10 protein-coding genes are annotated in these 13,198 nt (G+C 60.1%); 4 read left to right on the forward strand and 6 right to left on the reverse strand.

All coding sequences use genetic code 11. The annotated features are described in order from the left end of the window. Positions 1-41: 41 nt before the first annotated feature. Positions 42-2,504, forward strand: a complete 2,463-nt coding sequence (locus ACIF4X_RS04670; protein ID WP_397481143.1) for a PAS domain-containing protein — start codon at positions 42-44, stop codon at positions 2,502-2,504. Here ACIF4X_RS04670 and ACIF4X_RS04675 read toward each other — a convergent pair. Next, the gene (locus tag ACIF4X_RS04675; protein WP_397481144.1) at positions 2,466-4,013 is read right to left on the reverse strand and encodes a diguanylate cyclase; all 1,548 of its coding nucleotides are present in this window, start codon (positions 4,011-4,013) and stop codon (positions 2,466-2,468) included. The two genes, ACIF4X_RS04670 and ACIF4X_RS04675, sit on opposite strands and share 39 nt — an antisense overlap. A 266-nt stretch (positions 4,014-4,279) precedes the next feature. Here ACIF4X_RS04675 and ACIF4X_RS04680 point away from each other — a divergent pair, with 266 nt between their 5' ends. After that, on the forward strand, positions 4,280-5,536 hold the full coding sequence (locus tag ACIF4X_RS04680; RefSeq protein ID WP_397481189.1) for an MFS transporter: 1,257 nt from the start codon (positions 4,280-4,282) through the stop codon (positions 5,534-5,536). A gap of 179 nt (positions 5,537-5,715) precedes the next feature. Then, on the forward strand, positions 5,716-6,738 hold the full coding sequence (locus tag ACIF4X_RS04685) for an alpha/beta hydrolase (RefSeq protein WP_397481145.1): 1,023 nt from the start codon (positions 5,716-5,718) through the stop codon (positions 6,736-6,738). 86 nt (positions 6,739-6,824) lie between these two features. Here ACIF4X_RS04685 and ycaC read toward each other — a convergent pair whose 3' ends face one another. Beyond that, positions 6,825-7,457 (reverse strand): isochorismate family cysteine hydrolase YcaC, encoded by a 633-nt coding sequence (gene ycaC, locus ACIF4X_RS04690; protein ID WP_397481146.1) that lies wholly within the window; start codon positions 7,455-7,457, stop codon positions 6,825-6,827. A 319-nt stretch (positions 7,458-7,776) separates the two neighbouring features. Between ycaC and ACIF4X_RS04695 the strand changes: the two genes are divergently transcribed. Then, positions 7,777-8,523: a helix-turn-helix transcriptional regulator gene (locus ACIF4X_RS04695; protein ID WP_397481147.1), complete on the forward strand. Its 747-nt coding sequence runs from the start codon at positions 7,777-7,779 to the stop codon at positions 8,521-8,523. A 201-nt stretch (positions 8,524-8,724) separates the two neighbouring features. Here the strand turns inward: ACIF4X_RS04695 and ACIF4X_RS04700 are convergent, their stop codons facing one another. From ACIF4X_RS04700 to macA, 4 genes are all read right to left on the reverse strand, one after another. Then, entirely contained in the window at positions 8,725-9,006 is a 282-nt protein-coding gene (locus ACIF4X_RS04700) for a DUF6124 family protein (RefSeq protein WP_397481148.1), read from the reverse strand. Positions 9,007-9,065: 59 nt separating this feature from the next. Next, positions 9,066-9,431 (reverse strand): DUF6124 family protein, encoded by a 366-nt coding sequence (locus tag ACIF4X_RS04705; protein WP_397481149.1) that lies wholly within the window; start codon positions 9,429-9,431, stop codon positions 9,066-9,068. A 591-nt stretch (positions 9,432-10,022) separates the two neighbouring features. Further along, complete coding sequence (locus ACIF4X_RS04710; protein ID WP_397481150.1) at positions 10,023-11,981, reverse strand: MacB family efflux pump subunit; 1,959 nt, start codon at positions 11,979-11,981, stop codon at positions 10,023-10,025. Between the two features lie 2 nt (positions 11,982-11,983). After that, positions 11,984-13,132: a macrolide transporter subunit MacA gene (gene macA, locus ACIF4X_RS04715; protein WP_095118444.1), complete on the reverse strand. Its 1,149-nt coding sequence runs from the start codon at positions 13,130-13,132 to the stop codon at positions 11,984-11,986. Between the last annotated feature and the right edge of the window lie 66 nt (positions 13,133-13,198).

Raw genomic sequence — 13,198 nt, forward strand, 5'->3', positions numbered from 1 at the left:
ACTCGCCAATTGAACGCAGACTCACAATCAACGCATGAAGGGTGGACATCCTGAAACAGCTTAATCGCGAGGAGCTTGAGTCTGAGGTCACGCGCCTGCGTCTGGCCGTCAAGGCGACCTGCGACGCCGTCTGGGACTGGGATCTGAAAACCAACCAGGTCATCTGGAACGACTCGCTGCAACAGGCGTATGGCTACGCGTCAGCAGCCATCGAGCCGACGTGTGACTGGCGGTTTGCGCAGATTCACACGCAGGATCGCGCGCGCGTGACAACCTCGATTCGCTCGGCGATTGACGGCTCCGGGACGACCTGGAGCGCCGAGTACCGGTTCCTCTGCCACGATGGTTCCTACGCCGAAGTGCTGGATCGCGGGCACCTGATTCGTAATGCCGATGGCCAGGCCGAACGCATGATCGGTGCGATGCTCGACCTGACCCGTTCGCGTAGCGCCGAAACCGCACTGCGCCAGAGTGAAGAGCGCTTCAGCACCATTCTGGAGACCATCGAGGCCGCGTTCGCCATCGTCAAAGTCAAATTCGACGCCGACGACCACCCCATCGACTATTGCTTCGTCGAGGCCAACCCGGCGTTCGAGCGTCAGGCCGGGGTCAACCTGCGGGGCAAATGGGTCACCGAGTTTGCGCCCAATCTGGAGAAGTTCTGGTTCGAAACCTACGGCCATGTGGCCAAGACCGGCGAGCCGGCCAACTTCGAGAACTACGCCAATACCTTCGAACGCTGGTTCGATGTGCGCGCCGTGCGTGTCGGCGACCCGGCCGATCGGCAGATTGCGATCTTCTTCAGCGATGTCACCGAACGCCGCGACGCGCAAGAACGCTTGCGCGTCAGCGAGGCGGTCGCCCGGGAAAACGTCGAGCGGGTTCAGCTCGCCCTGGCCGCCGGCGCCATTATCGGCACCTGGCACTGGCACCTGCCCAGCGATCGTTTCAGCGTCGATGAAGCCTTCGCACGGGTGTTCGATCTCGATCCGGCCTGGGGTCTCGACGGTCTGAGCCTGGAGCAAGTGGTGATGAGCGTTCACCCGGACGACAGGGAAGGACTCACAACTGCCATCAACGAAGTCAAAGCCCGCGGCGGTGCCTATTCGCACCAGTACCGAGTGCGCGGCGCGGCTGGCAAATACACCTGGATTGAAGCGAACGGCCGCGTCGAGTGCGCCGAAGACGGCACACCTTTACGCTTTCCCGGTGTGCTCATCGATGTCGAAGAGCGGCGCAACGTCGAAGCCGAGCGCGACCGGGTCACCGCCGCATTGAAGGCGCTCAACGACACACTGGAACAAAGGGTCTCGGCGCGCACCTCCGAGCTGATGCAGGCCGAAGAAAAATTGCGGCAATCGCAGAAAATGGAAGCGGTCGGGCAACTCACCGGCGGCCTGGCCCATGACTTCAACAACCTGCTGGCAGGCATCTGCGCATCCCTTGAGCTGATGGACAAACGCATCGCCCAGGGTCGTCTGAACGACATCGACAAGTACATGCAAATCGCCCAGGACGCCGCCAAACGCGCTACCGCCCTGACCCACCGTCTGCTCGCCTTTTCTCGACGTCAGACCCTCGATCCACGGCCGACTGAAGTCAACGCACTGATTGCCGGCATGAGTGAACTGATCCAGCGCACCGTCGGCCCGAGCATTCGCTTGAAGACTGTCATCGCAGCCGATCTTTGGCCGGCACTGGTCGATGCCAGTCAACTGGAAAACGCCCTGCTCAACCTGTGCATCAACGCCCGCGACGCGATGCCCGATGGCGGCAGCATCACCGTCGAAACCGCCAATCGCACCCTCGATGCTGAATCAGCGCGCATACGGGAAATGCCCGAAGGGCAATACCTGTGCCTGTCGGTCGCCGACACCGGTACCGGTATGAGTGCGGAAGTGATAGCCAAGGCCTTCGACCCGTTTTTCACCACCAAACCACTGGGCCAGGGCACGGGCCTGGGGCTGTCGATGATCTACGGTTTCACCAAGCAATCCGGCGGGCAGGTACGGGTGCAATCGACCGTGGGCCAAGGCACCACCCTGTGCATTTACTTGCCCCGCCACCGGGGTGAAACGCCGCGCAGTCACGATGATGCGCAAAGCCTGACAACGCCGCATGCCAAGGCAGGCGAGACCATCCTGATAGTCGACGACGAACCCACCGTCAGGACACTGCTCAAGGATGTGCTGAGCGACCTCGGTTTCAACCTGCTCGAAGCGTCCGACAGTGTTGAAGGACTGGAGGTATTACGCTCCAGCGCCCACATCGATTTGCTCATCACCGATGTCGGCTTGCCCGGCGGCATGAATGGCCGGCAAATGGCCGATGCAGGCAGGCAGATCAGACCGAAACTGAAGACGTTGTTTATTACCGGATACGCGGAAAGCTCGGTGATCGGCAGCGGTCAACTCGGCCCGGGCATGCAGGTACTGACCAAACCCTTTGTCGTCGACACACTGGTGTCACGCGTCAGTGGTCTGCTGTCCATCGACGTCGAGTAGGCGCTGCGCTGGGGATGCCATGAACCGGTTGCGCCCTGCGGTCTTCGCTTGATACAGCGCCTGATCGGCTGACTCGATCAAACCGTGCGCAGGGTCCAGGCGTGAACCGCGCGCGGCGGCGATGCCGATGCTCAGGCTCACGCGGGCCACGGGACTGGTGGGGTGGGCAATGTTTGCTTGCTGTAAACGCTCAATGATCATCTGCGCCACCACGGCGGCACCGTCGATGTCGGTGGCGGGCATGATGACCGCGAACTCTTCGCCGCCGTAGCGCGCGACCAGGTCTGACGGTCGCCGCACACATTCATCCAGCACCCTGGCGACGGCTTGCAGGCAGGCGTCGCCGGCAACGTGCCCGAGCGCATCGTTGAAGCGCTTGAAATAGTCGATATCGATCATCAACAAGGCCAGCGACGAGCCGTCGCGCTGTGCCCGCCGCGCCTCTGTGGCCAGGGTCTGATCAAAGCAACGCCGATTCGCCAGACCGGTCAGCGCATCCTTCATGGCCAACAGTTCCAGCTGTCGATTGGAACCGAGCAATTGCTGCTGAGCGATGCGCAGTTCACCTTCCACCTGGGTCCGGCGCCGGATATCGAGGATCAAGCACCAGCCGATCAGACCGGTGAGCCCCAACAGCCCCGCCACCACCACCGCCGACAGCAGTGCTTCGGTTCGCCAGGCCGTGAGCGCTTCACGCTTGCCGATGGCGACCGTGGTGATCAGTGGCAACTTTTCACTTTTGCGGAAGGCGTAGAGGCGTTCGACGCCATCCAGACTGGAGGTATAAGACGCGGTGCCGACCGATTGATCGACCAGGTATTTAGCGTAAATCGGCGACTTGGAAAAGTTGCGGCCCATGTCCTGCTCGCGGAAGGGATAGCGCACCAGCAACGTACCGTCGGTATAGGACAAGCCGATCGCCCCGTCCTGGCCGATGTCGAGTTTGCCGAACAGGCGCAGAAAGTTTTCCACGCCCAGCGTCACGGCCACGACCCCGGCAAACTCGCCGCGATCATCATTGAAACGCCGGCTGACGGTGATCACCCACTCCTGATTGGAGCGGCTGCGGATCGGTGGCCCGATAAAGGGTTCGCGGCTCGGGTCGTCGCGATGATGAATGAAATAGGCCCGATCGCTGCTGTTGGCGCCCACCGGAATCGGCCGGTTCGACGACATCAGCCAATGACCTTGGCGGTCATAAATGGTGATACCGCTCAGCTGTGGCATCAGCGGTTGCTGGCGGTTGACGAGCGCACTCAGGCGCTGGATCTGCGCGGGGCCACTGCCCTCGGTTTCGAGGCGTTCGACCAGCCCGAGCAACAGCAGCGAACTTTGCCGGACAATGCCCTCGGAATAGGTCTCGAGTGCCTGGGTCAGGTTCAACCCGTGCACGTTGACTTCCTCCAGCGCGCGATCGCGCGAAGACAGCACTTTCCAGATGGTCAGCGACGCCAGAGAGCAGCCGATGACCAGCAGCAAGAGGATGACGAGGTGGGTATCACGCTTCACGAAAGTACCTAATGGAAAGTCCGGTTTCCGGTTCCGGCCGTTACTGATTCAAGGCAATAACAGCGGTCGTATGTCCTCGACCGGCGCAAGGATACAAGTAGCGCGTTGAACGCGCAGCAACCGTGTGACGGAACGTCGTATTCAGGCTCTGGGCGATGTTCCGCAACGACACCGCCGCGGCCTGCAACTTATATTCACGGCCGCAGGTCATTAGGAATGCTGAGGTTGAATCCATCCGCAGACCTCGAATAATGAAGACACTGCCCGTGACCGCAGATCTGGATCGCCGCAATAATCTGTCACTGGACAGCCTCAACTTTTTCCTCGCCGATGTGCGCGACGGTCTCGGCCCCTATCTGGCCATCTACCTGTTGGCGGTGCATCACTGGGAGCCGGCGAGCATTGGTCTGGTGATGACCATCGCCGGGGTCGCCGCGCTGATTACCCAGACACCCGCAGGCGCCTGGGTCGACAACAGCCGGCGCAAGCGTGCGCTGATTGCGATCGCGGCCCTGCTGGTGACCGGCAGTTGTCTGCTGCTGCCCTTCGTAACGTCGTTCACGTGGGTGGCGTTGACGCAAACCCTCAGTGCGATGGCCGCCTCGATATTCGCCCCGGCCATTTGTGCGATTACCTTGGGCATGACCGGGCCGCGAGCGTTTACGCGCCGAACCGGACGCAACGAAACCTTTAATCATGCCGGCAATGCCTGCGCCGCCCTCCTCGCCGGTGTGTTCGCGTATCTGTTCGGCCCGGTGGCGGTGTTTTATCTGATGGCAGCCATGGCCCTGGCCAGTGTCATCGCCATCGCCTGCGTTTCGCCAGCCGCCATCGACCATGATTTGGCGCGCGGACTGGATCCGGCGGACGCCGGGCATCGTCAGCCTTCCGGTTTGTCGGTGCTGCTGAGCAACCGGCCGCTGTTGCTGTTCGCCATTTGCTGTGCGCTGTTCCACCTCGCCAATGCGGCGATGTTGCCGCTGGTGAGCCAAAAACTTGCGCAAGCCAATTTGCAGATGGCCACCCCGCTGACCTCGGCCTGCATCGTCGCGGCGCAACTGGTGATGGTGCCGGCGGCATTGCTGGTCGGAGCGAAAGCCGATGTGTGGGGACGTAAACCGCTGCTGCTGGCCGGTTTTCTGATCCTGCCCTTACGCGGTGTGCTCTATACGCTGTCGGACGATGCCTATTGGCTGGTCGCGGTGCAGCTGCTCGACGGCGTCGGCGCGGGCCTGTTCGGCGCCTTGTTTCCGATCATGGTCAAAGACCTCACGCAGGGCACCGGACACTTCAACGTCAGCCTCGGCGCACTGACGACGGCCTTCGGGCTGGGCGCGGCGCTGAGTAACGGCCTCGCCGGGTTCGTCGTGCAAGAGGCCGGTTACAGCGCAGCGTTTCTGACCCTGGCGGCTATTGCGGCGGTGGCGGTTGTGTTGCTCGGGATCGGGGTACCGGAAACTCAGCGCAGTGGCCGTCAGGCTGAACCCGGCGTGATCGAGGCCAGCGCTGATTCCTCAGCGTAATCCAATCTCATCCCTGCCCTCTGATCGCCGCCATATCGTGTCTGCGCGGCGTTGAAAATCCAGATTCAGTGGATCAGGCAAGCAATCCAGAGGAATGCACTACGGCGCTGAAGCGCTGATCGAGAGAATGTTCGTGCACAGGCTCAGACGAACAAACCCTCAATCGCAAGGACATTCCAGTGAAAGGTTTTTGCTTGGCCTTCGGGCTGCTCTTCAGTACTTTTTCAGCCATGGGAGCCGATATGTCGAACGGCGCAGACAACTTTTACACCAGCGATAAAGTGACCGTGGAAAAGGTCACCTTCAAGAATCAGTACGGGATGAAGGTCGCAGGCAATCTGTTCAGCCTGAAGAACCTCGACCCCCAGTCAAAAAATGCCGCGATCATCGTCGGCCACCCGATGGGCGCGGTGAAAGAGCAAAGCGCCAATCTCTACGCGACCAAAATGGCCGAACAAGGCTTCGTCACGCTGTCGTTCGACTTGTCCTTCTGGGGCGAAAGCGAGGGCCTGCCACGCCAGTCGGTTGCGCCGGACATTTATGCCGAAGACTTCAGCGCGGCGGTGGACTTTCTCGGCACTCGCCCACTGGTCGATCGCGAGCGCATCGGCGTCATCGGTATTTGCGGCAGCGGCAGCTTCGCCATCAGCGCCGCCAAGATCGACCCACGTTTGAAAGCGATTGCCACCGTCAGCATGTACGACATGGGCGCCGCCAACCGCAACGGCCTCAAGCATTCGCTCACGCTAGCGCAACGCCAATCCATCATTGAACAGACGGCGCAGCAGCGTAACGCGCAGTCCTGGGGCGGCCCGGTCCGCTACACCGGCGGCACACCGCTCAAACTCACCGGCAACGCCGTGGGTGACGAGTTCTACGATTTCTACCGCACCCCGCGTGGTCAGGTCACTCCGGCCGGCGCTTCGCCGCAGACCACTACCATGCCGACGCTGATCAGCAATGTGAAGTTCATGAACTTCTACCCGTTCAATGACATCGAGAGCATCTCCCCGCGCCCGCTGCTGTTCATTGCCGGTGCTCAGGCGCACTCCCGCGAGTTCAGTGAAGACGCATACCAGCGCGCGGCCGAGCCCAAAGAGCTGCTGATCATTCCAGGGGCCGGCCATGTCGACTTGTACGACCGGGTCAACCTGATTCCCTTCGCCAAATTGACCGAGTTCTTCAGCCATAACCTGAAGTAACGCCATCGCAACGCTGCCAGCGCTTTAAAGCGCAGACACGACAAAAGCCTGCTTTTCAGGGCAGGCTTTTGTTCGGTCGCGCAGGCTTACTTTTGCTGAGCGGTCAACGCCGAGTAGCTATTCATCAGGTTGCGGTAGTTAGGGATCCGCTGCGACAGCAAGTTACCCAGCCCTTCAATATCGTTGCGCCAGTCGCGGTGCAGCTCACACGCCACCGAGAACCAGTTCATCAACTGTGCGCCGGCCTGCGTCATGCGGCTCCACGCGGCTTGTTGCACAGTGGTGTTGAAGGTGCCGGACGCATCAGTCACCACAAACACCTCAAACCCTTCCGCCAGCGCCGACAAGGTCGGGAACGCTACGCAGACATCCGTCACTACACCGGCAATGATGATCTGCTTGCGACCGGTGGCTTTGATCGCCTTCACAAAATCTTCGTTGTCCCAGGCGTTGATCTGGCCTGGACGAGCGATGTACGGCGCATCCGGGAACATCTCTTTCAGCTCCGGTACCAGCGGGCCGTTCGGGCCTTGTTCGAAACTGGTGGTAAGGATGGTCGGCAGTTCGAAGAACTTCGCCAGATCAGCCAGGGCCAGCACGTTGTTCTTGAACTCGTTCGGCGAGAAGTCCTGCACCAGCGAAATCAGACCGGTCTGGTGGTCGACCAGCAGCACGATGGCGTCGTCTTTGTTCAGGCGGTTGTAGGTTGGAGTGGTCATGGTCTGCTTCCCTTTTGAGTTTTTGAAGTTGTTGATGCGTTCAAGTTGTGTACAGGTTACTGACGCATCGAAAAGGGATAAATCGGTTGAAACGCGTTTCACCGTCAACCTGAACAGGACAATTCAGCGACGACATTCTCTTCGTTCCCACATTGAAGCCAGCAACGTCGGGGTTATTAGCTAATAACACCTTCATTAAACCGTCTCTCAAACGTTGTACTAGGATAGGATCCAAGTCTGCGGTATTTCGTCGACCAAGGAGATCGTCGACAGGACTGCAGACGTTTTTGAATTAACGCCTCTCAGGGATGACACGCATATGAACTCACACTTGTTCCCCCACATCGGTAAAGTCATCGCAAGCACCGGCAGCCGGCACTTTCCGCGCATGTTGCATGACCTGATCCTGACGCAACTGGCGGTAGACGCCACGCACATCCGGCAGATGCGCGTCGAACCGGTGGGCCGCGCCTCGAGTCGCAATGAGCCGGAGCCGCTGAAAGAGCCGGCGCTGCTCGCCGAAACGGTGTTTTCCGAACACAGTGCGGCGGCCCACCATTTACAGAATCCGCCGGCCGCGACCAGCGCTGACGCCTCGCAACTGCACCTGACCCGGCGCAAGGACGGCTACCGCTACGTGATTTCGGTGTATCGCAACGATGAGTCGCAGCGTTTTTCCGCGCAGGAGCGTAGCCTGTTGCAGGACATCTCCCCGGTGCTGCTGCCGATGGTGGAAAAACATATCAATGCCCTGCAACCGGCCAGCCTTGAACCCGAAAACCCGACCGAGGCCACCGAAGGCAGCGGTCTGGAAACCTTGCGCCTGCGCTTCGACGAACGCCTGGTGCAACTGGGCCTGAGCCTGTCCAACCGTGAAACTGAAGTGTGCGTCGGCCTGCTCGCCGGCCGCACGGCGCCGGAGCTGGCCGAACAGTTGGCGTTGAAGGTCAACACCGTCGAAAGCTATCTGAAACGGGCGGCGATCAAGTTGGGTATCAGCGGTCGGCATTCGTTGATGCGCTGGATGTATTCGCCGTTGGAGGCGTTGGCGTCGAGTGCGGCTTGATACACCGGGACAGTGAGTGTTTCGGTTTTTTGGGTGTATCAGTGAGATCTCCCCCCCTCACCCCAGCCCTCTCCCCCAAGGGGGCGAGGGGGAAAGGGAGCCGATCTTTGAGCTTTTCAAAACCTGAGTTCGACTCGGTATCTCACGTCGGTGCATCTCGACAGAACCCCGCGATCAGTCCCCTCTCCCTCCGGGAGAGGGTTAGGGTGAGGGCAATCCCGCGACGTGCTCCAATGCCTGATTCACCGCCAATTCCCCCAACATCACCACTTGCGCAATACCCAGCAAGGTATTGCGATGCGGCCCCTCCAGCATCCCGGCAAAATCAGCAAGCATGACCGAGGCCGAGGCCAGCGATTCACAGGCGTTTGCCAGCAGGGATTCGGAATCGGTTTGCGGATTGACCCGGAACATAGCGTTGGGCGTGTAGGGCGTGGCCATGATGCTGGCCGCAGTGACCGGCGGATCGGGTGTCTTTGACATTCGCACAAACTCCTTCTGCGCAGCGAGGGAGCAGGCTCCCTCACGCGGCTGTTTCGCAATTAGTTGGGCAAGCGCTGGTTGTCGAGGACGCGACTGACCACCAGTTCACTCAACATGATCACCTGTTGCAGGATCAGCATTTTCTTGCGGTGAGGGCTGTCGACCGAGTCGGCAAGGTCGCGGGCCATGTCACTGGCCGATGACAACGATTCGTAGGCTTCAACGAGCAGGGTTTCGTCATCTACGGTGGGGTCGATCAGGTAGATCTTGCCGGTTTTGCGGGTGGGCTTTGAGGTTTTGAGCGCGGAAGGATTGAGGTAGAAATTGATCGCCCGTTCTGTGGCCTCTTTGATGTTTTGAGGTTCGAGCGCGGCGTCGTAGGGGATTGGATCGGTATCTGCTGGGTTGGGTGTGGCTTTGAACATAGATAAAGTCTCGTATCGAAATTAACCGGAGCCATCACTTTCGCTACCAAACGAAGGTGGCGGCCATGCGCGGGTTGGTAGACCGGTCGATACGGAAACCCGGCGCTCATGAATGAGCCCCACGCATGTCCACCATATAAAACGCAGCCGCAAAAAGAGACTGCATAAGGTGGCGCCATACGGCGGTACCGAAGCGGGCTACCAAACCCGATCACTGATTTGCAGTGACAGGCAAACGATATATCCCGACCCATAGCCGCGTAAGCCGGCGGATTCTGGCGTACGCGTAGGTAACGACGCAAGGTGTTGTAGGCGGTATGACGTAACGGTTCGTGTAATTTAAACGCGCTCACGGCGTGGTGTTTATTGATGGAAATTCTGGATGGCGGTGGTTCGAGGTTTTGCGGTGTGTCAGTGGGATTTACCCCCTCACCCCAGCCCTCTCCCCCAAGGGGGCGAGGGGGAAAGGGAGCCGATCTTTGTGCTGTTCAAAACCTGAGTTCGGCTCGGTATTTCAGGTCGGCGTATCTCCAGCAAACACTGCGGTCAGTCCCCTCTCCCTCTGGGAGAGGGTTAGGGTGAGGGTCGCTTTTAATCCCGCGCCAACGCCTCAATCGGATCAAGCCGCGAAGCATTCCGCGCCGGCACAAACCCAAACACAATGCCGATCAACGTCGAACACACCACCGCCGTCAGCACCGACGCCAGCGAAAACACCATCTCCCACTCCTTGATAAACACCGAAAACAAATGCCCGATCGCATACGACAGGGAAATCCCGATCGCCCCGCCCAACAGGCACACCATCACCGCCTCCACCAGAAACTGCTGACGAATGTCCGACTGCCGCGCGCCCACTGCCATGCGAATGCCAATCTCGCGGGTGCGTTCGGTCACCGACACCAGCATGATGTTCATCACCCCGATACCACCCACCACCAACGAAATCACCGCAATCAGCGACAGCAGCAACGCCAGCGAACGGCTGGTTTTCTGCACCGTCTGCAAGACGCTATCGAGGTTGTTGGTGAAGAAATCCTTGGTGCCATGACGTTGCAGCAACAGTTGAGTGACGTGCTCTTCCACCACTTTGCTCGGCTGACCGTCCTTCATGCGCACGCTGATGCTGTCCAGAAAACGCTGGCCCAGCACCCGCCCGGCGGCCGTTTCGTAAGGCACCCAGACATTGAGAGTCTTGCCCGAGGCAAACAGGCTTTTATCCTGCGCGGCCACGCCGATCACCGTGCACGGCAGGTTGCCGATCAGGATCACTTGGCCCAACGGATCGACATCCTGGCCGAACAGGCGCTGCCGGGTGTTGTGATCGATGACCACCACCTGCGCCTGGCGCCGCGCATCGCTTTCGCTGAAGGGGATACCGGCGGCCATCTTGATCCCGCGCACCTTGAAGTACTGATCGCTGACGCCGTTGACCTGCGCATCCAGATCGATATTGCGATAACGCAACAACAGACTGCGGCCGATCATCGGCGTGGCGCTGTCGACGTAGTACAGCTGATTCAAAGCGGTGACATCGGCCGGCGTCAGGGTTTCGATGGCCGCTGCACGTTTGTCGCCGTAACTGCTGCCGGGATAGACATCGATGGTGTTGCTGCCAATCGCCGCGATGTCCTTGAGCACGTAGTTCTTCGCGCCCTCGCCCACCGCTGAAATCGACACCACCGAGGTGATGCCGATGACGATGCCGAGCATGGTCAGCAAAGTACGCATGCGGTGCGAGATCAACGCCACCCAGGCCATGGCGAACGCTTCTTTGAACAAACCGAGGCTGGCCACCAGGCGCCGTGACGCAGCCGCTTTCGGTGTCACCGGTTCTTCGCTGAGCAAGTGCGTGGTATCGCGTTCGTTCGCACGGTCGCTGAGGATTTCGCCGTCGCTGACTTCGATGATGCGCTCGGCGTTGGCCGCGACTTTCGGGTCGTGGGTCACCAGAATCACCGTGTGCCCCGCCGCGTGCAGCTCCAGCAGGATGCGCATCACCTCCTTGCCGCTGGCGGTGTCGAGGGCACCGGTGGGTTCGTCGGCGAGGATCACTTCACCGCCGTTCATCAACGCCCGGGCGATACTCACCCGTTGCTGCTGACCGCCGGAAAGCTGGCTCGGCCGATGCGTCAAATGCCCTTCCAGCCCCAGTCGCGCCAACAACTCGCGGGCGCGGGCATGGCGCTGAAGCTGCGGTATGCCGGCGTAAATCGCCGGCATCTCGACGTTGTGCATCGCGCTCAAATGCGGCAGCAAGTGGTAACGCTGAAAGATGAAACCAAAGTAGTCGCGGCGCAGCTCGGCCAAGGCCTGATTGTCCAGATCGCGGGTTTCCTGGCCGTTGATTCTGTAGCTGCCGGCGGTGGCGTAATCGAGGCAACCGAGAATGTTCATCAGCGTCGATTTACCGGAGCCGGAAGCGCCGATGATCGCGACCATTTCCCCGGCATGGATCGTCAGGTTGATGTTCTTCAACGCAAGAAATTCGCGGTCGCCAGCAGTGAAACTGCGGGTGATGCCGGTGAGCTGTAACAGTGGCTCGGTCATGCTCAGGCCCCCGCTACATTGGTCAGCGGATCACCGATGACCACGCGATCACCTTCAGCCAGACCATCATTGATCTGCACTTTGACGTTGTTGTTGATCCCGGTCTGCACGTTGCGCGACTGCGCGTGGCCCTTGGCGTCGAGCACCCGTACCGGAAAACTGCCATCGGCATTGCGCGGGCCGAGCGCCGCGACCGGCACGGTCAGCACAGCCTTGGCGGTGTCGAGGATAATGCGCACCTGCGCGGTCATCGATATGCGCAAACGATGGTCGGGGTTCGGCACCTCGAACAAGGCGTTGTAGAACACCGCGCTGCTTTGCTTCGGCGTACCGGCGGGCGGTGTTTCAAGAAAGTTCTGTGGCGCCGGGTCCGTGCCGCGCAATTTCGCGTAGTAGCGTTTGTCCTCGCCAAGAATGGTGAAATACACCTCCTGCCCCGGCGCAATGTGGATCACATCGGCTTCGGACACCTGCGCCTTGACCGTCATGGTGTCCAGGTCCGCCAGTTTCAGCAGGACTGGCGCCAGTTGGCTGGCGATCACCGTCTGGCCTTCCTGTGTCACCACGCCGACCACGTCGCCATCGATCGGCGCGACGATGCGCGTGTACGCCAGATTGACCTTGGCCGTGTCGATCTGGATATGCGCACTTTTGATCTGCGCATCCAGCGACATCAGATTGGCCTGCTGCACCTGATAGTCAGACTCGGCGGTTTCAAAATCCTGACGGGAGATCGAGGCGTCATCCTGCAGGTTCTTGTAGCGCTCATAGATTGCCTTGGTCTGCCTGAGCTGGGCTTGCGTGGCGCGTTTTTGCGCTTGCAGGTTTTCCTCATCAACCTGAGCCTGACGCAGGGTGTTCTGCAACACCAGCGGATCGATTTCCGCCAGCCACTGGCCCTTCTTTACCTTGTCGCCGACCTTGACCTTGAGCGACTTCAATTGCCCGGACACCTGCGCACCGACGTCCACTTGTTTAATGCCTTCGAGCAACCCGGTGGCCAGCACCGCGTTTTCAATATCACTGCGTTCAACCGGCGCGGTCAGGTATTGCGGCGCCTCGGCCGGTGCCTGCACCGCGTAGAACGCCAATCCCGCTACTGCCACTAACGCCAGACCCATACCGACTTTGCGCAACTTCGACTTTTCCATAAATAACCACAAGTCCGTTCAGGGGTGAGCCCGGCCAGCGGCCGGGCTCTGGTAGATAAACAACAA

This window comes from Pseudomonas sp. NPDC085632, assembly GCF_044541255.1.
Taxonomy (GTDB): Bacteria; Pseudomonadota; Gammaproteobacteria; order Pseudomonadales; family Pseudomonadaceae; genus Aquipseudomonas.